Genomic DNA, 19218 nt, shown 5'->3' with positions numbered 1-19218 from the left:
AAGATTATTCCTGTGTCAAGAAAGTGGAAATCTGCTTAACTAACCGGGAATTGGCGCATCAGAATTTGCGCAATCAGCATGTAGAGCGGAATTCCAACAGTTACGTTGTAGGAAAATGTCAGACCGAGACTGGCTGCCAGTGGAAGTGATGGACTCGCTTCGGGAATTGCCAGTCGTTGCACGGCGGGAACAGCAATGTATGACGCCGCAGCGCAGAGCACGGCGAACAACGTATAGGTGCCAAGTTGGAAGGGCTGGTGCAGTGCGTGACTGAGAAGCTGCGCCACAGCCATTCCGAAGATAGCAAAGATGTTCGGTGCGACGAGCCCGAAGGCAATGAACGTCCAGTTTACTGATCGCAAGTCGGCCAGACGTCGCGATGCGGTCATGCCCATCTCGAGCAGGAACAAGCAAAGGAAACCCTGGAAGAGTGAGATGAAAACTGCGTCGTCTTGTTGAACCACTTTCAGACCTTGTAATCGGCTTACATAGCCGATAAAAATGCCGCCAAAAAGCAGGAAAGATCCAGGATTAAAGAAGATCTCGTGGAAAACATGACCCCACTTCTGCTTTTTAGCTGAAGCTTGCTCTTCGTCTGTTCGCGGTTTGTAGTTTGGTTCATCCGGCATGTTTCCGCGACGATCCATGCCTTTTAAGCGCAACTGGTTGACCAGCAGAAGCCCGACAAGACATCCTGGAATTTCCATGATCGCCAGCATTACCGGCATATAAGCGGCAGCGGCGATGTGAGCAGCCTGCAATACGCCCAGACATGTGACGAATGTTCCTGCTGAGTCAGAACCGTAATAGGCGGCCACTGTAGCTGCATCGACTTTGCGCAATTTCGGGACGAAAAGCCGCAGCATGCCGTATGCAAGAAGCGCAATGACTGCGTTGGTCAAGAATCCGACAATCATGAATGCAAAGGCTTGATTAAAGGACTTGCTGCTCAGCATGGCAAGCTCTTCTCCGCCGTGCCAGCCGATTGATACGAGCAAGTAAATCGTCAGACCCTGATAGATTGCCTTTGGAAAGTCAAAGGCGACGCGCAGAAGCGGAATGCAAAATCCGACATAGAAGAAAAGCAGAAGCGGCTTGAATAGGTTCGAACGGAAGTTATTCCAGAACTTGGCGAACAGACTGAAGTGTATCGATTCGACCTTGAGAATGTTTTGGTTATTGTCGAGAAGCAAGGTCACGTCGTCGCCTTTGACTAGCGAATCGAGCGAAGCAGGCTTGCCGTCTGCCAGCACCCTGGCTCCAGGCGCCATCTGATACGTTTCCTTTTTCACCATGTCAGAGGAAAGCACCAGGGAGTTTGGCGTGGAGTCCACGATTATGCCAGAGGTAGTTCTTGTTACTGTGATTTTGGTGACATTTCCACTGGCGTCTCTGGTGACTGTGCACTCATCGCCATGCTTCAGGTCGGAAAGCTTAGAGGGCAAGCCGTTGATTTCTACAGCTACATCTTTTGGCAATCGATATTTCTGATTGTCTGATTCGCTCTCGCCGGTCAAATTTATAGTTGGTTCGCCGTCGGAGAAATCCGTCAGCTTGCCTTTCTCTGGCGGTGGTGTCTCTCCCGCGTTCGCATGCGACGAGGCTGCAGTCGCGTCGGCTGCTTGTGAATCGCTGGCTGCATAAGCTATCACTCCTTTTCCTATGCACACCATGCAAATCAGTGTGAGAAAACAGGCTGAAAGGCGTGCGAAATTTGATTCGAAATTCAATCGCCTGATTAGATTACCGAAGGGAAGCATTTGTATATTTGATCTCGAGAGCAAGAGTGACTAAGACAGGTCCATCTTATTTTTCAGGAAGCATTTGGTGTTTTGATAATTTCGACGGTACATGGTGCCCCAACTGCTACGGCTTCCGACACGCTGCCAATTGCAATGAGAGCGGAAAAATTTCGGCCCTGGGTGCCAACAAAAATGATGTCGGCATCGAAGTCTTCGCACGCTGCAATTAGCGCTTTTCGTGGATGACCGTTGAGAATCTTAGTGTTGACGATACAGTGAGGTAACTGAGCAGAGAGTTTAGCTTTGGCCTCGGCCAACCCGTCTTGAGCAACATCCAACAAACGGCTGCGCCCTTGTTCGAGCTGTTCTTGCGAAAAAACATGAGGGTTATCATAAGCACTTTCGTCAACAGTCGGCACCGCATTGACAATAAATATTTCGGTGCCGTCTGGTACATGGCGACCAGCCACTATGGACAGTGCTCGCCAGCAAAATTCCGAGCCGTCAAATCCGACAAGCACGCGACGCTTTTTTCTGACAATGGCGCGTCGGGCTATGCGCACCGAACAAGGTGAGCCAAGCAGCAAGGCATGAGAGACGCTGCCAAAAAGTATTTTTTGCATCGACGGGCGACGCGAACCCATTACGAGCAGGTCGAAGTGTTTCTCGGCGAGCACCCCAATGATTTCATTCTTTGGATTTCCTGCCAGTATCTGTGTTTCTACCTTCGTTATATATTGATTGCTTCGAATAATCTCAGCAGCATCGTTCAATAATTTTTGAGCTGCTTCGTTGGAGTGTTCTTTCGAACCAACGAAACCGAAAGGAGACCAGACCGCCGTTGCGATCATAACTTCGGTGCCGTCCGGCCAAAGTCCGTGTGACACGTCCTCAATGGCGACTTGCGAATGTTCCGAATTGTCTATTGATAGAAGTAATTTCATGGGCCGCCGTTAAATTTGCAAGTGATATTATGCGCCTAAGATCTCGCTTAAAAATTAATCTTCAGCAACGTTTGTGATTACCGACTCAGATGCCGAGTGTAGTTGGCTAAGACTTCGATTCGTTCGAAGCCGCAGCAGGAAATAAAGACGTATGATCGTGAATGATTTTCCAGGCACCATCGACTTTGTCTAGCACGAGGCTGAACATGCCTTGCAACTTCGAATGGTCCGGTCGTTCGACCAGCCAGTGCCCGATGCAGAGGGCGTGTTGTTTTTCGAGCAATTTGATCTGCAAATCTGAGAATGACAGTTTACCCATGGTGTCGCGACTGGTTCCGTATTTTTTACGGTACCTTGCCTCCAACGCTTCGTAACCTTTCATCTCACCATCGGCTGAAACAAAAGTGATTTCTGGCGAGTTCAAATAGGCAGTCATAAATTTGTCCAGATCGCCTGCGTTCCAGGCATCGGCTTGAGACTGCAAGGTGGTCTCTATCAGTGTGATTTCCTTGTTCGTCTTTTCCTTGTCCATTTTGCTGTGCTGGGCTGAATTTTTCTGTGTTGGAACTACATCTGCAGCAATTGAACTTCGGCACCAGAGATACAGAGAACCAACCTGAACTGTCATAACAAAACAGGCCAGAGCTTTAGTGAGCGATAGCGACTCGGCTTTCAGAAATGGACGCATAGAAGTCTTCGCCTTTATCGTTTATGACGATGAATGCAGGAAATTCCTCGATCTCTACTTTGTGAACTGCTTCCATACCCAATTCAGGAAAGTCGATCACTTCAACTTTGCGAATTGAATCTTTGGCTAACCGCGCCGCCGCACCGCCGATGGTGCCGAGATAGAAGCCGCCATATTTAGCGCACGCTTCTTTCACATTTTTACCGCGATTGCCTTTAGCGAGCGTAATCAAACTGGCACCACGCGACATCAGCAGATCTGCGTAGGAGTCCATGCGCCCCGCGGTCGTCGGTCCAAACGAACCAGATGCGTAACCGGTAGGAGTCTTGGCTGGGCCAGCATAGTAGATTGGGTGCTGGCGGGTGTATTGAGGCAGTTCCTCACCGCGCTCGATCATCTCCTTCCATTTTGCGTGGGCGATGTCGCGTGCGACAAGCAGGGTGCCGCTCAGCATCAGCCGCGTGCCTGCCGGCTTGCCGGAGAGCAATTTGCGCACTTCTTCCATGGGTTGATTGAGGTCGACATGTATGGTCTGGCTGAGCAGACTGTCGTCTTCAATTTCAGGCAGATATTTAGCCGGGTCGACTTCCAGCTGTTCGAGCCAGACACCGTTTCTGTCGATTCGACCGAGTATTTGACGGTCGGCACTGCATGAAACTCCGATGCCGATCGGTAAACTGGCGCCATGGCGAGGCAGGCGGATGACGCGCACATCGTGGCAGAAATACTTGCCGCCAAACTGGGCACCTATACCCAGCTCGCGTGTGATTTCCAGTATCTCCTTCTCCAGTGCTATGTCGCGGAAGGCTCGCCCCGTCTTGTCACCTTCTCTTGGCAGGGTGTCGAGATAGTGGCAGCTAGCCAATTTTACGGTTTTCAAGGTCATCTCGGCTGAAAGTCCGCCAATGACAATGGCTAGATGATAGGGCGGACATGCGGAGGTACCGAGCCCGGCAATCTTTTCTGTGAGCAGCTGCCGCAAAGAGGTGGGATTCAAAACCGATTTAGTTTCCTGCAAAAGGAATGTTTTGTTCGCCGAGCCGCCGCCTTTGGCGATAAAGAGGAATTCGTACTCTTCGCCTGGTTCGGAGAGAATGTCGATCTGGGCTGGCAAATTGCTGCCTGTATTCGCTTCCTTATACATGTCGATCGGTGCCATCTGGCTGTAACGCAAGTTACAGTCAAGGTAAGTTTTCTTGACGCCTTCTTGAAGCAGCTCGGCGTCGTCTGCGCCTGTCCAGACCCGGTCGCCTTTGTGGGCCACGACTATAGCTGTGCCGGTGTCCTGGCACATTGGCAGGGTGCCGCCAGCCGCAATACTCGCGTTCTTGAGAAGTTCCAGCGCTACGAAGTGGTCGTTCGATGAGGCTTCTTTATCGTCCAGAATGGCACGGAGATTTTGCAGATGGGAAGCTCTCAGGTAATGCGCGATGTCATGAAATGCTGCTTTACTCAGTTCTTCCAGGGCTTCAGGCTTGACGACCAACATCTCTTTGTCGCCGAATTTCTCCACTGAGACCTGATCTTTGCTGATCAACCGATATTGTGTATCTCTCTTCCCGAGCTGAAAAAGCCCGTGTCCATTAGATGACATGGTTTACCTCATCACTTTCACCGTGCCGCACCCGGCACATCGGTGGAAATTTTACCGCATTTAGGCGAGCCAAGGCCCGCTATGACTGCATTGTCACCTTTTTCCAAAGGATTCTATTTGCGTCAGATTTTGCCATATGTCTGCCAACAGCTCTGACTATAACGGTAATAGAGCGCGAAATTGAACAGCATCTATTTGCAGTGTTCGCCTGCGCCGGGGGGCAAAAATGCAAACTATGACTTGTAATGACACTGGGAAACGTGGCTTGAAGTTTCTGGTCGTCGATGATGATCAGACTATTCGAAAGATCATGCAGATTCAACTGAAAATCTTCGGGTTGAGAGTTGATGTTGCACATGACGGGGTGCAAGCGGTTCAGCTTGTACTGGGGTGCCGCTATGACGTCATTTTCATGGATATTCAGATGCCTAATATGAACGGCATTCTTGCGGCGGAGACGATAAGGAGTCATGAGCTGGAGCACGGACATGCCCCTGCTTACATCATTGCCACTACCGCAGGTGGCGCGACGCCTGAGCAATGTTTTGATGCCGGCATGAATGACTACCTGATGAAACCGGTTGGTTTCACTAAAGTGGTCGATGTTCTCTACCAGCTATTGTTCGAGCGTCACTCTCGCGATAAGTTTGAACGCGAACTGCCTAAATGTGGCTGTTGCACATCGTGCATTTAGTATGAGCTGTGTTCTTAGTGCGGCTTCGGTATTGGTGCGAAGATTACATGGTCAGGAGTTATTATTCGAGATATTTCTCGAACGATAACGTTGGCTGCACCAGGAGCAGGCTTTTCTTTCTGGGCTGTTACAAAAGCAATCATGGTGATGTCTTTTTCGGGCAGATAGTATGCCGCTGTGTGATAGCCGGGCAAGCCGCCTGTATAGCCATACCAGCCGGCATGATGACCGATGCCCATACCAAATGTCATTGTAGAACCTGGGGCGATCGGCAAACACTTCAGCCTGTCCTTTTGCGAATCGGCACTATTGGTAGTGCCGGTAACGTACGCTTTGACCCATCTGGCCATGTCTGGAATGTCTGAAATCATATTGCCTGCGGCCCAGGTAATGCAGGGCGGCAGCGTTTCAGAGACGTCTTCCCAACTTCCATTCTTGGCTGGTCCATATCCGTGCGCATACGGTTTCGGCATCGCCACTGTCTCAGGGAATGTCGTCGCCGATAAGCCGAGTTTATCGATCAACCTTTTGCGGATTTGGTTGCCTACCGTGTCATGGGTGATCAGTTCTATTATCCGACCGAGGATAAGATAGTTTGTATTACTGTAGTTGTATTTTGTTCCTGGTGCGAAAAGCGCTTTATGCGCTACGGCCCAGTCAATCAATTTATTGGCTGAAAGATTGGTGGTTGGTTTGATCTTGAGGGCGTTGAATTCCTTTGTGTCGTAGGCTTCGAAAAGTCCGCTGCGCATCTCAGCAAGTTGTCTGATTGTGATGTTCTTAGCGTTTGGAATTTTTACCCCGATATCGTACTTGCTGATCGGGTCGTCGACCTTGAGCAGATGTTCGTCTTGCAATTGAAGGAGAACTGAGACTACGAAAGTTTTTGTGTTGCTGCCAATGCGGAAGCGATCCAGCTCTTCAAACGGTTTTTTGTTTTTGAGATCCGCCACTCCTACGCCCTTCAGGTAGGGCGCTTTGCCTGGCATGTAGATGCCTATGTAGACCCCGGGGATGGGCTCCTTTCCTCCGAACGCCTTCAGTTGCTTTTTGGCAGCATCTACAATCGCTTGTTCCTGTGCTGGTGTTATTCCGGGTGCTATCTTCGCTGACGCAGCTGATTCGTCTCCGCGCTTTTCTATGGCATCAGCTTGGCTGGGTGCAGGTGCTGCAATGGCACTGAAAGGAAAGATAAGATTGGCGTTGAATTGAAACGCAATAGCTGTGATTAGAGCGCAGTTTGTCGAGCGAATGGTAAGCATGGTCGGGTTCTCCTTTTGAGCCACCGATCATAGCATTGCTGCACCCGCTGCAGAGACTTCCGGGTAAGTGCGTTTCGGTGTTTCTAAACTAGAAGACCACTACTGGTGAGTGGTCTTCTATTCTCTGGAAACTTATGAACGGGAGCGGAAATCCATCAGCTGAATATTGGGAATTAATTCAATTCTTCCAGTCTCGGGGTTAAGACCATAGTGGTGATCTTTTCTCATCCATCCATCGCGATGCTCTCTCCATTCGAGAGTGCGAATTTTTCTTTGCTGTACAATCTCGCCTGTATTCGGGTCGATTTCATATTGGGGGCGGCCATCGTTATAGCCGTCTCGATCCGGCCGATACTCCAGTGTGCCGGTCTCTCGCCGTAGTTCGATTTTTCCAGTGTTTGGATTAAGCTTGTATTTGAAACCGTCGTCGTGGTCAGCTCGAGGCCACGGATTTATGCACATTGGATGTTTTCTGCTTTCTATTTGTGCTTCAACTCTTTTCCAATAGTTGTCTCTGTCCTGATCGTATATGGTAAAAGTTATGGGTAGATGTCCCAGCACTGAAGAGAACGGTTTGATGTGATCGTTATTTCGAATGTACTTCCGTAGTTCATCAATTGGACTTGGCGCTTCACTGGAGGCGTAAATCGAAAGGGTAGGCAATTCTTCTTTGCAGGCGGCGCTTATGCTGATGGCTTCCAACGGGCTTCTGCGCTTGCCAATTCTTTGGCTTTGAATTCGCACGCCTGCTAATTGCTCTATCTGACTTTCTGTGTTTGGTTCTGCGTGTGGTCCGCATCTTAGACTGTATCGTTCGCTCATACTAAGCCCTCTTGGAATTCTTTTCTGTGGTATCTCGCGAGAACAATTTGTTTCATTGACATTTGGATTTATTCGGTTCGTAGAAAAATTGGACAGCACTGACTGTCTTTTTATTTTTTTTCATCGCGCTAACGGTTCCGAGATGGGCTTGGAATGCGCAAAAGCAGGGCTTCTAAGTGGAAGTCCTGGTTGAATTGTGTTTTGCTTTAGCGCTAATGGTCCAAATTGTTATGGCACTATAAGCGGTGGCAATTGGCCATGTGCATTACCGCGCCGTCGGCGTTAAATTGATGGCGCTGGTCATAGTCGAATTGAAATGGTTCTTTCAAGCACGCCGAACTGATACGCCGACATGACGACGACGTTCTGACTCGGAGGAATTTGATTGAGTTGACTCCAATTTCGAATTTAAACAAAAGGAGTGACTAAAGTGTGTCTATGGAAGACACGTTTGCAACCCCTGGCAGCGTATCATTATATGACCCCTGCCGAGTTAGAAGCGTTTGCCAGTCGCCAAGATATCACGAATATTTCAACCCGCGCCTCATATCGAGCGTTTGCCCGCTGAAAAGATTGACGCTGAGTACAGGCGACACCGGCTTCAGATTCTCACTACTATTTTTGTCGGATACGCCGGCTACTACCTGGTGCGTTCCAATATGAATGTCGCCAAGCCGTATCTTATAAATGATCTTGGCATGACTAAAGGCGATGTTGGACTTCTTGCCGCAGGTCTGACAATTGCCTATGGCGTCTCTAAATTTGTCATGGGAAATTTTTCGGATCGATCGAATCCACGATTTTTTCTGGCTACCGGGCTGATTTGCTCAGGCGTCGTGAATCTGGCGTTCGGATTCGTTCCCGGCTTATATTTCATGATTTTTTTCTGGTCCTTGAACGGGTGGTTTCAGGGCATGGGCTGGCCTCCCTGCGGCAGGACTATGGTGCACTGGTTCTCGGATAGAGAGCGGGGCACAAAAATGGCCATCTGGAATCTTGCTCATAACGTCGGCGGAATGCTTGCGCCGGTTATCGCCAGCTATTCGATTCTAATTACAGCCAGCTGGAAAAGTGCCTTTTACGTGCCAGCCCTTCTTTCGATAGGTACTGGATTTCTTGTGGTGGCATACCTGCGCGATACGCCTCAGTCTGTTGGTTTGCCGAGCATAGAAGAGCATAAGAATGATTATCCATCAACTGCTGTTGAAGATCGGGAGCGCGAGTTGAGCGCCAAAGAGATCTTGCTTCAGTACGTCTTGAATAACAAATTTCTCTGGATTTATGCCATAGCAAACGTTTTTGTCTACATCGTCCGGTACGGAGTGGTGAATTGGGCTCCGACTTACTTGACCGAGGTGAAGGGGTATTCCATAACTGATACGGCATGGCAATCGAGCTTGTATGAATTTGCCGGAATTCCCGGCATGCTCTTTTGCGGCTGGGCTAGTGACAGGCTCTTCCACGGTCGACGTTCGCCGATCATGGTGATTTCTATGATTTTGGTGGCACTTGCTGTGGTGCTTTACTGGCAAAATCCCAAAGGCAATTTTATCCTTGATTCTGTTTCTCTTATTGCGATTGGATTTCTAATTTATGGTCCGGTAATGCTTATCGGCGTGGCAGCCTGCGACCTGGTGCCGAAAAAAGCCGTAGGAACTGCTGCTGGGCTAACGGGGCTTTTTGGTTATCTCGGTGCGACCGTCGCTGAGGTTGGCATTGGATACACAGTTCAGCAATATGGCTGGAATGCCGGATTCATTCTAATAATAGCTGCAGGCTTGATCGCTACTCTTTTATTGGCGTTGACATGGAATGTCCACGATCGACGAAAAGAATAGATTATTTCGCTGGTTTTGCTGGAGTGCTGCGCACAGTTTTCATTACCGTTTCAATTCTATTCAGGCTATCTTTCATGTCTGCAGAGTCGTCCAGACGCATGCACTCGCTTGCTATTTTCTGGGCCTCAACATTTTTTCCTGCGCCAATGTATGCAGCATAAATGGTCATCACCATTGTCGGGAATGGATCGAACGTTTTCGACACTTCCGTATCTGCACTTGGTTTTTTCATTTCTTGTGCACGTTTGAAGTACTCATTCAACTTGGCGATTGGATCTGGATAGAGATAAGTAACTATGTCGTTCCAGCGAGCTTCGGAACACAGCACGGGTTCAATAAGGGTGCTCTGTTTTTGCAGCTCTGTACGGAGATTAGGGTCTAGTTTTGCTTTGTCAAACCAGGCTAAAGTACGCACATTTTCGTTGAGAATGCCGTTCAAAATGATCCAATCGTTTCGGTTGTTATTCTTTTCGGCCGCATCTCTCAGGGCTCCACATTTGGTACGAACAGTCGGTGAAGTCAGTGCTAGTCTTTTCAGTTCATTGGGCACGAGACCTGTGCGAATTTGCCCGATGTTGGGGGCGTTACTCGAAACATTGTTCCAGATCCAGAGATACTCTTCGCACGCCTCGTCATTCTTCCCTTCGGCTTGTAGATTTTGGGCTTTTGTAACGTGCTCAAAAACTTCATTGCCGTTTGAGCCGTTCGCCTCTTTGGCTATCTCCTGGTCTGACTTGCCGCTTTTAATTCCTTCCAGCCACTGCAGCAGCTCAGAAGAGTCCATGTAGCCGACTTGCCGCCCAAACTCCGTCGATCTATCTTGTGGCTTGAACAAGACCATAGTTGGCATCGCTTCGACGTGAAGCTCTGCACTTGTTTTCTCATCTTTATCCACATCAATTTGGATGGCGACGGCATTTGCTTTGATCCAATCTTGCACGGTTGCGTTGGTCCAGGTAGAAGCTTCCATTCGCCTACACGGCGGACACCAGCTAGCCGTGAAATCTATGAGCAAGAATTTGTTGTTTTTGGCTGCTTCTTGCTTTGCCTGTTCGAGGCTCAGGTCTGAAAATATTTCGGGATGCGACCATGCCTGACCGGAACTGACGATGGAAATTAGTCCGGATAAAGCGAGCTTGCACCAAAAATTTGCTTTCATATTGATTTGCAACTTCCTGTAGTCTTTTGGCTATTTTGCCGTGCCTATTTTAGATTCCTGCGCGACAGTTTTGCAAAACTTGATCCGAGGACTCCTTATCAACGGAAGAGTATCAAGATTTAGGCGAAAAATGAGAAGGAAATACTAGCTGTTCAGGTTCACCTTTCTTGGCGGACGATATCGCTTTGTCGTTTGATGCAATATGCTGTCCTGTAATTAACCGCCGGATTGGTTATGCGGCAGAACATGAGGTCGTTGTATATCTTGACTAGTTGCTGCGGAGATTTCCATCATGAACTTAAGGTACGAGTGCGCACAATCCCTGGTCGACTGCTGGCATTTGCGGTCTTGCTGTTCATGATGATGAACCTGACCCCTTGTCTTGCTGGGGAAAGCAATGAAGAAAGCTGCAGAAAGGTTGTCGATGCGTCGGTTTTACCTCTGATGAAAAAGCATGGCATCCCCGGAATGTCCGTTGGCATTACCGTCGGTGGAAAGTCTTACATTTTCAACTACGGCGTCGCATCCCGTTCAACTAAGAAGTCCATTACTGATCACTCTATTTTTGAAATCGGTTCGATTTCCAAAACAATGACAGCAACCCTTGCTTCCCTCGCGCTGATCGAAGGAAAATTTTCGCTGGCTGATAAAGTGAGTGTCTTTCTTCCGGCACTATCCGGCACCGAATTTGGTGACCTGACATTGTTGAATCTGGGAACTCATACATCTGGTGGTTTGCCATTGCAGTTGCCGGAGTTTGTCACAACTAATGAAAAATTGATGCAGTATTTGCAGTCATGGAAGCCCAAACATAAGCCCGGCACAGTCAGGAATTATGCGAATCCTGGAATCGGAATGCTGGGATATATCACGGCGAAAGTTTTGAAACAAAGTTTTGATGAACTGATGCCCACGGCGTTGTTCAAGCCTCTCGGAATGAAAGAGAGTTACCTGCAGATTCCAGATTCAGCATCAGAGTTCTATGCGCAAGGCTACACTGAAAAAGATGTGCCGGTGCGTATGAAAAAGGCGGTGCTTGCATCCGAAGCTTATGGTGTTCGGACTACCGCGTCCGACTTGCTTCACTTCTTGCGCTGCAATATGGGCGATGGGCTTGCAGACGGAAATTTGCGTCGGGCTATAGAGTCTACGCACACAGGCTATTTTAAGGCTCGGGCCATGACTCAGGATCTGATCTGGGAGCAGTATCCGTTGCCTGTCTCTGAAAAGGACTTGCTTGATGGAAGTTCGCACGCCATGATTTTCGAGAGTCCCACGGTAACCAAAATCATTCCACCTGAGAAACCCCGCACAGATGTGTGGATTCATAAAACTGGTTCAACAGCAGGTTTTGCCGCCTACGCTGCTTTTATTCCCAGAGAAAAATTAGGTCTGGTTCTGCTGGCTAATAAAACGTATCCGATCGAAGATAGAATTCTTGCAGCACGTGCAATTTTTAAATCACTAGGCGGCAATTTTTGAGTAGAGTGCCAATTTCGGTTAAAATTTGAGGATGAATATTCTCTCCAAGTTGGTTTCCTTCGTAAACTTCGGCACCCTTTCGAATCAAACACCCTTACCACAGGGGTGGTTTGACTCTATGTCCGCAGCTTCTGAGGAGGCGAAAAATTCGGATAAGCCTCTGCTTGTGAAGGTGCACGCTGATTGGTGCGGTTATTGTAAGAATTTTGATGAGGAAATTGCATATGTTCCTCTTCTGTCCAAAAACTTGAGCCGCTACACTTGCGCTCGAGTTAATCAAGGCAGTGCCGAAGGCAAGAAATTGCGAAAACAGTACAAAATATTTGCTTATCCGGCTTTCCTCGTATTTCGGGATGGAGAATTCGTTGGTAAGATTCGCGGTTACACGAATGCACCGGTTTTTGTAGACGCATTGAAAGCACTAGAAAAGTAAGGAGTTTGCAGTGAACGTGACAGGGAAATTGATTATTCCAGCGGTTGCTCTATCGATTACTGCGTTCCTGCAATCCGGTCTGATCGTCGGCGCACAGCAAGGCAAGTATGTGAGTATTTACGCGAAACAAGAAGTGCCGACAAATTTGGCGCGTTTCAGAGATTCGGCAGTTAACATCGAATTCGACTATCCAAAGGCTCTTACTAAGGTTGCTGACTCGGAAAAAGATCTGATTGTCAAATTGGCTGGAGTCATAGATCAGAAACATGTTGAAGTTAAGTTGACGAAGCTTGAAGGTGTCACTGATCTACATCTTGCTGAACAGATGGTTTCGTCGAACTTTCAAAAAGGGCTTCCAGGATGTAAACCTGTTTCCCGTCGAGACATACGTTTCGGAAAAGGTCTCGCGTACACAGGAGCTGAGCAGGTCTTTAACTTCAGTGTTGGCGATGATATCTATTCTGCTCGCGTCGTGTTGTTTTCAAATCGAGATCAATCGTACATGCTGACTTTCATTGGCACCGCCCGTGACAGTGCAGTTGCGAAGTCAGTGTTTGAACAAGTTGTTGCCAGCATTCGTCAGCAGTCGCCTTATTCTTCCGCATCAAGGGTGCAGGATGCCGGTGGTTGGTCCTTTAGTAAGTATAATGACGCTGCCCGGCAGGTCTCTTTCGACTATCCAGAAGGATGGAAGCTGGAACAAGACCCTGGCAAAGAGTTTGAGGTCAAATTTCACGGTGCTAATAAAGCTGGGCTGGGTGCTGAATTGGTTGTTACTCGTCTCGAGCGTGATCCTGCCTATACTCTGGACCAATTTTTCGACACCTACGAGAAGACATATTTGAAGCCATTGCAAAATTACCAGAAGTTGTCGAGTACGCACACCGCATTTGGTGTGACGAGGCATGAAGGTTCACTGACCTCGTCGACTTTTACATCTGAAGGGCATCACTTTCGTCATTTAACTGCATTTTTTGCAGAAGGTAAGTACTACTACGCTGTAGCGCTAACTGGCGGTATTTGGAGCGAACGTGAGATGCGAAGTGTCTTCGATCGCATTTTGGCAAGCTTTAAGATCACTGAATAGATGTGTGGAGCGGAACATCACATGTTCGCATAAATTCAGTCACCAAATCTCGGCAGTATGAATTAATTGATTGTTTCTGAGCAGTGCACCACGTTGTTTGGATATTGTGGTTGCGAATTTGTTTTCGTCACCATTTGGTAATCTCCTTTCGCAATCATTGAGTGACCTATGTCCGACTTGGAGGACCAAACATGTATCCACAAGGTCCAAACAAAAAGAATCAGAATCGATCGTTTTTTCGCGATGCAGAACCTGCTCCAGAGCGTCGTTCTGCCAGTAGTGATTGTTTTCAGAGACAGGCGAATGGTGACTTGAGCGGACCATCTGGGCGATCATGTTTTTCCAAAACAGGCCCGGAAATGTCTACCGATAGTCTGCCCTCGCTAACCATTACTTCCTCATCACCGAAAATTACCAGTGAGCTTGCCGCTAACGTTTCCGGCAGTACAGAAGCAATCAAAGGAATGAATGCCGACACGGATCAGGTGAAACAGCTGATGTCTCTTAATGCTACACCTGAGCTTTTTCAGGAACTGAAAGAAAGAGATGAACATGCGGCAGAAGAACTTGCCGTTCGAGATCATAATTTTCAGAGACAGGCGTTGCATGATACCGGTGATGAAGAATTCGCTCAGAAAGTGCGTGTACGCATTACTGGAGGTGCTACTTAGCTCAAGAGCAAGCCACTCAGTTTGTGTGCAAAAGAGGAAATCCACTGAGTGAAATCTTAAATTCCTTTCAATTTGCTTTCATTTGGGAACAGATGAGCACTTGACGCCATCTTCAGTCCACTTACTGGAACTGGAGTATTCCCAAAATGAACAAAGTAATCAACTTAGCAGTAGTTGCAGCGCTTGGAGTTACCCTCGGTCAGTCCGCACTGGCTGATGAAACTTCTGTGTCGACACAGACAACTTCGTCGGGAGCAGGATCTGCTTCTGATAGCTACAAAGCTACCAGCGGTCCGGCTGGAGCCAAAGTGTCGCACACAAAGACAGCCGTGCAAGCTAACGGTGATGGCAGCGTCAGCGCAACTAAGCAGCATGAAAGTCATGCCATCGATGCTGCCGGAGCTACACATAAGAAGTCAGCTTCGGCTACAACGGTCGGTCCCGACGGCTCAAGCACAACAGTAAACAGTTCGACTAAGACTTCAACTCCTTAGTTTGGCAAGTCTATAAATCGTTGAACCGTTTAAACGAGCACCAGCAATGGTGCTCGTTTTGTTGAGTTTATTAGTTTCGATTTCCCAATTGCTCGGTATCGGCAGAACAATTCGTGTTTGACAAGCTGTCCTTGACCCTGAGCTAATTAATGACTAATCAGAAAAACGATGTTATTTTGTATTGTTGAGTAGCTTCTGCCTATGGTTTATCGACAACAGAACGGATTTAAACGCTATGAATTGGTTGCAGAAAAAAATTACTGGTATGACCGCAAGTGGTCAGCTTGACGACGCCCGTGAAGCAATGCGGCGGGAAAATTATCAAGCCGCGATCGATATTGCCACCAAAGCACAGCAGGTGTTTAAGAGCATTGAGGATGACAGAGGTGAGGTTCGGGCCCTTTGCATCATCGCCGGTTCGCATTTAGCGTTGAACGCTCTCGACAAGGCCGAAGTACATTTTGAAAGCGCTCAGGTCCTCTGCGAAAAGGCGTCAAAAGATAATCCACACTCATGTGATTTAGAATCGATCGATGTTGCAATGGGACTCGGTGATGTCAGGCGCCTGACGGGAAAAGACGAAGAAGCTGAAAAACTTTATCGCCAGGCTTTAACGAGTATGGAAAGCATCGGTGTTCATGACAGTAGCCTGCCCGAATCAGCGCGCGCCACGAACGGACTGGGTGTTCTCATGATGCAGCAGCAAAAGCACGACGAAGCTGAGAAATTTTTTGAACGAGCTTTTGCGGCTATCGAGTATCCGCCGAGTGGTGACCAGCATCTGTATGCGCTCAGCACCCTGGTAGCTACAAACTACGCCGAGTTATTGCGCAAGCTCAATAAGAATGAGGATGCCGAAGACATCGAAAACCATGTCAAAGACCTCACGGAAGCAAATCCTAAAAATCAGCCGTATTAGTTTGATTCCAGTGCGTTAGATCGCTTCTACGGAAACTTCAGACGCAGTTCGAGAGCGACGCCTTTCTCATCTAAGTGTTGTCTTCCTATCGGCACAAACGGAATACGCTCATTTTTCTGAGCGGAAATTCTAATACCGAACAGGCGTTTTCCGTCAGGGTCGCCTTGTAATTTCAACAACCCGTTTTCGTAGTAGTCGTGCAATGGTGAATCATTATTCCAGTTGCCGGGATTGAGCGGTTGGTATTTTCGGTTCAGGTCAGCATCGATTTGCGGACGCGTTAAATGCAATGTGTCCGGTGTGGGCAGGTGATAGGTGTCAGGCGATGTGGCTGGTAGGGTCACCACTTCGGCTGATTGTTTCCCTTTCGAATGTGCGGAGGCTCCAGAATCTGAGTTTTCGGCTCCGTTCTGAGCTAAATCGACCAGGTTGATTCCGATTGAATTGTCTGTTTTATCCGAACCAGTTGGTTTTTCAACCAATTTGAGAATGTCTGCCATACGATTTGCAGCTCCATCATGCCGTGTTTGCGGCGGAATTTCATATAATTGCTTAGGGATACCTGACTTTAGCTTGGGTTCTCCGGCCCGTCATTGGGGAAATTACGGGAATACGCTTTGATTTGGAAACCCGGAGTCAGTAACTGTGTTTGAAAGACTCGATAAGACTACTGTCGCGGTGCTGGGGGTGTTAGCGCTGGTTGCGGTGCTTCTGGCTGCTTTTATGGTTCATATCGTTGATCGTTCAAGTGAGCACATCAACGAGATCAAGCAAACCAAAGTGGACTTACCGACTCGGGTTGCACCGCTAATGGTCGATGAAGATGAACTGACTTCGATTACGCTGATCAATCGTCCGAATTTTGTTGCATGCGTGGTGTCAGACGCGAAGTTAACCGACGCGATTTTACGCAAGGTCCTGGCGATAGATAATTTACGTGAGCTTTGCTTGAAGCGCTGTGAATTCAAACGATCTGACTTTCAGACTCTTTCTACGCATCCGTTTGAGATACTGCGCATCGAGGATGGCACCATATCTGATGACAGTCTTGGGGGTATCGCACGTATGCCGACAGTGAGACATTTTGGCATGATTGCTTGTGACATCGAACCCTCAGCGCTGCGACAGTTAGCCGGCTCGAACATAAGATGGTTGGAAATTCGTTCATCTAAGAGCATTAAGAATGATGGCAAGTTTATTGCTGCTGATCTCGTCCCCTTGTGCGATTTGAACCACCTTAGTTTTCTCGATGTTGAGAGAACTCGATTTGCCTCGGGGGCATTTAGGGGACTGGCCGGTAGCACTGCCTTTTGTATCAACGTGGAACGCTGCGACTTATCCGATGACGATTTGAGAGACATTGCAAAAATGCCCCATATTGAATACGTCAAGGCAATCCGCAATCCAAACCTGACGTGTAAAAGTGCTCGAAGTTTGCTTGAAGCTAAGTCGTTTCGAAGTGGTGCAATGGATCTCGAGACGATTTCCAAATGTGGATTTACCGATCAGGAGATGAATAAATTAGACCCTGAACACTACCTGATTCGAAAAGCATTTTGGTAGGGACTACTTAACCAGTTTGAAAGTGCCTTCGCCGCACTTGTTCAAATGTTCTACGAATATTTCTGAAGCGTGCTCTCCTGGACCGACTAGAAATGTAACACCGCTCAGGCCATCAGCGTTCTCACCAATCGGCATGTAAGTGAAAATATCCCGGTTGTAATGCGTGAGGGGCGAGCTGATGTTCTTCGGACCAACAATCATTGATAGTTTGCCATTAGTTTCTTTGATTTCTAAATCGCCGAAGAAATCATTGCGGTACTTGCCGACATAGACTGAGCTTGCCGATTGTGGAGCCACCGATATCGGTGCTTTTGAGTAGTCTACGCCTTTCACCTCTCCTAACAGGGCAGGATTTTGAAATGCTTTTTTGAATATTGCCAGCCAATCGTGTTGAGGCGCACCGTTTTGAGCTATGTCGACAAAAGTTGCATTTATTGCCTCAGGAATTCCGCTTGGACTCCCATTTGTGAGCGCAATCACGCCAAGTTGTTCGCCCGGCATTATCGTTACACATGTAGCCGCACCCATTCCAAATGCACCTGAATGGTTGAGGCGCAGACGTCCGTGTTCATCGTAAGAAACATTGAAACCCAGTCCATAAAAACCGGGAGTTCCGTTGAAAGGATTGAATTGAGTCAACATGGTTGGATGGTGAGTTTCAGCAAGTGCATTTTCGTTTACGATCTGCTTCCCTTCAAACTTGCCGCTGTCGATTTGCAGTCGCATCCATTTAGCCATGTCGGTCACTGATGAACTGACGCCACCTGCCGGTGACTGAGCATCTGGTTGGCGCTGATCTCTATGGACCCATTGATTGTTTTCTTTGACGTGACCGAGGGCTTTGTTTGGTCGCGCCATAAAATCATTGTAGCGAGCGCTGCTGGAGTTCATTCCCAGGGGGCGAAACAACTTCTGTTCCGAGGCTTCTTCCCAGGTTAATCCATAAGCTTTCGCTGCCGCCACGGCACCTTCTGTGATACCAAAATTTGTGTATTCGTAATGCGACCTGAAACTGCTGTCAGGTTTTTGATAGCGCAGGCTGTGCAGAACCTGCGCGCGGTCGCCGCCTAGATCTTCAAGCAGATCACCTGCGTGATCCGGCAGTCCGCTGCGATGAGCAAAGAAGTCACGAATGGTAATTTGGCTTGTTACCCACGGATCGAACATTTTGAACTGAGGATCCAATTCGCTGATTTTTGAGTCCCAATTGATTTTTCCTTCTCCTACTAACGCCGCGACGACGGTCGATGCGATTGGCTTGGAGACTGACGCGAGTTGGAATACTGTGTCTGCGTCGACAGGTTCTGATTTTCCGACTTCTCTGACACCGAAACCTCTGGCGTAAACCAATTTGTCTTTATAAACCACACCTACCGCAAGCCCGGGTACAGATTGATCGGTGACGAGCTGTTGTGACATCTTCTCTAGCGTTGCCAGAGCTGATTGCAATTTCGCTTCTGTAACAGTGTTTACTGCAGCATCTGCAGGAGTGGTTTTGTCGCCCTGCTTTTGCGTAGCGCTTGTCTTTGCGGAAGATGGATATGTTGTCAGAGAGAATGCCAGAATAGACAAGGAAACCAGAGAGATTGCAATTCTTGACCCGGTTGTCTGCTGACCGGATAAAAGCGTCAAATTCGATTTTGTCTTCATTCTGGTTACCTGTATTGGGTCAGTTGTCGGTAGTTTTAATCGGATAAGCCCGTGTGCCACGATCACCATCTGGTGAGCATCCAATCCGGTGTGCGTCTTCCAATTGCTGTGCTGAAACCGTTAGCCTGTTTGTTCCGAGCGCCTTAAGTCTGGAAAGCTTAGCACGTTAGATTGTC

At 48.2% G+C, this 19218-nt stretch carries 18 protein-coding genes; 9 read left to right on the top strand and 9 right to left on the bottom strand.

Going from position 1 to position 19218, the window contains the following annotated elements; all coding sequences use genetic code 11:
* Positions 1-35: 35 nt before the first annotated feature.
* The 4 genes from EKK48_25935 to EKK48_25920 form a co-directional block, all read right to left on the bottom strand.
* Entirely contained in the window at positions 36-1139 is a 1104-nt protein-coding gene (locus EKK48_25935) for a sodium-dependent bicarbonate transport family permease (protein RTL36791.1), read from the bottom strand.
* Between the two features lie 674 nt (positions 1140-1813).
* Entirely contained in the window at positions 1814-2686 is an 873-nt protein-coding gene (locus EKK48_25930) for a universal stress protein (GenBank protein RTL36677.1), read from the bottom strand.
* Positions 2687-2792: 106 nt separating this feature from the next.
* Entirely contained in the window at positions 2793-3374 is a 582-nt protein-coding gene (locus EKK48_25925; protein RTL36676.1) for a DUF4440 domain-containing protein, read from the bottom strand.
* Positions 3334-4968: a fumarate hydratase gene (locus EKK48_25920; GenBank protein ID RTL36675.1), complete on the bottom strand. Its 1635-nt coding sequence runs from the start codon at positions 4966-4968 to the stop codon at positions 3334-3336. Before EKK48_25920 ends, EKK48_25925 begins: the two co-directional genes overlap by 41 nt.
* A 226-nt stretch (positions 4969-5194) precedes the next feature.
* Here EKK48_25920 and EKK48_25915 point away from each other — a divergent pair, with 226 nt between their 5' ends.
* Positions 5195-5662, top strand: coding sequence for a response regulator (locus EKK48_25915; GenBank protein ID RTL36674.1), 468 nt, complete (start codon positions 5195-5197; stop codon positions 5660-5662).
* A 14-nt stretch (positions 5663-5676) separates the two neighbouring features.
* Here the strand turns inward: EKK48_25915 and EKK48_25910 are convergent, their stop codons facing one another.
* Both EKK48_25910 and EKK48_25905 read right to left on the bottom strand, forming a co-directional pair.
* Positions 5677-6924 (bottom strand): class A beta-lactamase-related serine hydrolase, encoded by a 1248-nt coding sequence (locus EKK48_25910; protein RTL36673.1) that lies wholly within the window; start codon positions 6922-6924, stop codon positions 5677-5679.
* Between the two features lie 132 nt (positions 6925-7056).
* Entirely contained in the window at positions 7057-7746 is a 690-nt protein-coding gene (locus EKK48_25905; GenBank protein RTL36672.1) for a hypothetical protein, read from the bottom strand.
* 518 nt (positions 7747-8264) lie between these two features.
* Between EKK48_25905 and EKK48_25900 the strand changes: the two genes are divergently transcribed.
* Positions 8265-9584 (top strand): MFS transporter, encoded by a 1320-nt coding sequence (locus tag EKK48_25900; GenBank protein ID RTL36790.1) that lies wholly within the window; start codon positions 8265-8267, stop codon positions 9582-9584.
* A gap of 1 nt (position 9585) precedes the next feature.
* On the opposite strand, the gene EKK48_25895 is transcribed toward EKK48_25900, so the two are convergent.
* Positions 9586-10743, bottom strand: a complete 1158-nt coding sequence (locus tag EKK48_25895; GenBank protein ID RTL36671.1) for a DUF255 domain-containing protein — start codon at positions 10741-10743, stop codon at positions 9586-9588.
* Between the two features lie 246 nt (positions 10744-10989).
* On the opposite strand from EKK48_25895, the gene EKK48_25890 reads away from it, so the two are divergent.
* From EKK48_25890 to EKK48_25865, 6 genes are all read left to right on the top strand, one after another.
* Complete coding sequence (locus EKK48_25890; protein ID RTL36789.1) at positions 10990-12225, top strand: beta-lactamase; 1236 nt, start codon at positions 10990-10992, stop codon at positions 12223-12225.
* A 31-nt stretch (positions 12226-12256) separates the two neighbouring features.
* Positions 12257-12658: a thioredoxin gene (locus tag EKK48_25885; protein RTL36670.1), complete on the top strand. Its 402-nt coding sequence runs from the start codon at positions 12257-12259 to the stop codon at positions 12656-12658.
* 10 nt (positions 12659-12668) lie between these two features.
* On the top strand, positions 12669-13745 hold the full coding sequence (locus EKK48_25880) for a hypothetical protein (GenBank protein ID RTL36669.1): 1077 nt from the start codon (positions 12669-12671) through the stop codon (positions 13743-13745).
* A 359-nt stretch (positions 13746-14104) separates the two neighbouring features.
* A complete protein-coding gene (locus EKK48_25875) occupies positions 14105-14416 on the top strand; it encodes a hypothetical protein (protein RTL36668.1) in 312 nt (103 codons plus the stop codon).
* Between the two features lie 146 nt (positions 14417-14562).
* Positions 14563-14910, top strand: coding sequence for a hypothetical protein (locus tag EKK48_25870; protein RTL36667.1), 348 nt, complete (start codon positions 14563-14565; stop codon positions 14908-14910).
* Between the two features lie 235 nt (positions 14911-15145).
* Positions 15146-15829, top strand: a complete 684-nt coding sequence (locus EKK48_25865; GenBank protein ID RTL36666.1) for a tetratricopeptide repeat protein — start codon at positions 15146-15148, stop codon at positions 15827-15829.
* 26 nt (positions 15830-15855) lie between these two features.
* Here EKK48_25865 and EKK48_25860 read toward each other — a convergent pair whose 3' ends face one another.
* Entirely contained in the window at positions 15856-16329 is a 474-nt protein-coding gene (locus EKK48_25860) for a hypothetical protein (GenBank protein ID RTL36665.1), read from the bottom strand.
* A 145-nt stretch (positions 16330-16474) separates the two neighbouring features.
* Here EKK48_25860 and EKK48_25855 point away from each other — a divergent pair, with 145 nt between their 5' ends.
* Complete coding sequence (locus EKK48_25855; protein ID RTL36664.1) at positions 16475-17392, top strand: hypothetical protein; 918 nt, start codon at positions 16475-16477, stop codon at positions 17390-17392.
* Between the two features lie 3 nt (positions 17393-17395).
* Here the strand turns inward: EKK48_25855 and EKK48_25850 are convergent, their stop codons facing one another.
* A complete protein-coding gene (locus EKK48_25850) occupies positions 17396-19111 on the bottom strand; it encodes a serine hydrolase (GenBank protein ID RTL36663.1) in 1716 nt (571 codons plus the stop codon).
* Between the last annotated feature and the right edge of the window lie 107 nt (positions 19112-19218).

The sequence above is a fragment of the Candidatus Melainabacteria bacterium genome, assembly GCA_003963305.1.
Lineage (GTDB): Bacteria > Cyanobacteriota > Vampirovibrionia > Obscuribacterales > Obscuribacteraceae > PALSA-1081.
Note: the sequence above shows the minus strand (reverse complement) of the source record. Positions and strands in the feature narration are given on the sequence as shown.

Coding starts and splice junctions, on each gene's coding strand:
- EKK48_25930 (RTL36677.1), bottom strand. CDS start 2,686: ATGAAATTACTTCTATCAATAGACAATTCGGAACATTCGCAAGTCGCC.
- EKK48_25925 (RTL36676.1), bottom strand. CDS start 3,374: ATGCGTCCATTTCTGAAAGCCGAGTCGCTATCGCTCACTAAAGCTCTG.
- EKK48_25920 (RTL36675.1), bottom strand. CDS start 4,968: ATGTCATCTAATGGACACGGGCTTTTTCAGCTCGGGAAGAGAGATACA.
- EKK48_25915 (RTL36674.1), top strand. CDS start 5,195: ATGCAAACTATGACTTGTAATGACACTGGGAAACGTGGCTTGAAGTTT.
- EKK48_25910 (RTL36673.1), bottom strand. CDS start 6,924: ATGCTTACCATTCGCTCGACAAACTGCGCTCTAATCACAGCTATTGCG.
- EKK48_25905 (RTL36672.1), bottom strand. CDS start 7,746: ATGAGCGAACGATACAGTCTAAGATGCGGACCACACGCAGAACCAAAC.
- EKK48_25895 (RTL36671.1), bottom strand. CDS start 10,743: ATGAAAGCAAATTTTTGGTGCAAGCTCGCTTTATCCGGACTAATTTCC.
- EKK48_25890 (RTL36789.1), top strand. CDS start 10,990: ATGAGGTCGTTGTATATCTTGACTAGTTGCTGCGGAGATTTCCATCAT.
- EKK48_25885 (RTL36670.1), top strand. CDS start 12,257: ATGAATATTCTCTCCAAGTTGGTTTCCTTCGTAAACTTCGGCACCCTT.
- EKK48_25875 (RTL36668.1), top strand. CDS start 14,105: ATGTCTACCGATAGTCTGCCCTCGCTAACCATTACTTCCTCATCACCG.
- EKK48_25870 (RTL36667.1), top strand. CDS start 14,563: ATGAACAAAGTAATCAACTTAGCAGTAGTTGCAGCGCTTGGAGTTACC.
- EKK48_25865 (RTL36666.1), top strand. CDS start 15,146: ATGAATTGGTTGCAGAAAAAAATTACTGGTATGACCGCAAGTGGTCAG.
- EKK48_25860 (RTL36665.1), bottom strand. CDS start 16,329: ATGGCAGACATTCTCAAATTGGTTGAAAAACCAACTGGTTCGGATAAA.
- EKK48_25850 (RTL36663.1), bottom strand. CDS start 19,111: ATGGTGATCGTGGCACACGGGCTTATCCGATTAAAACTACCGACAACT.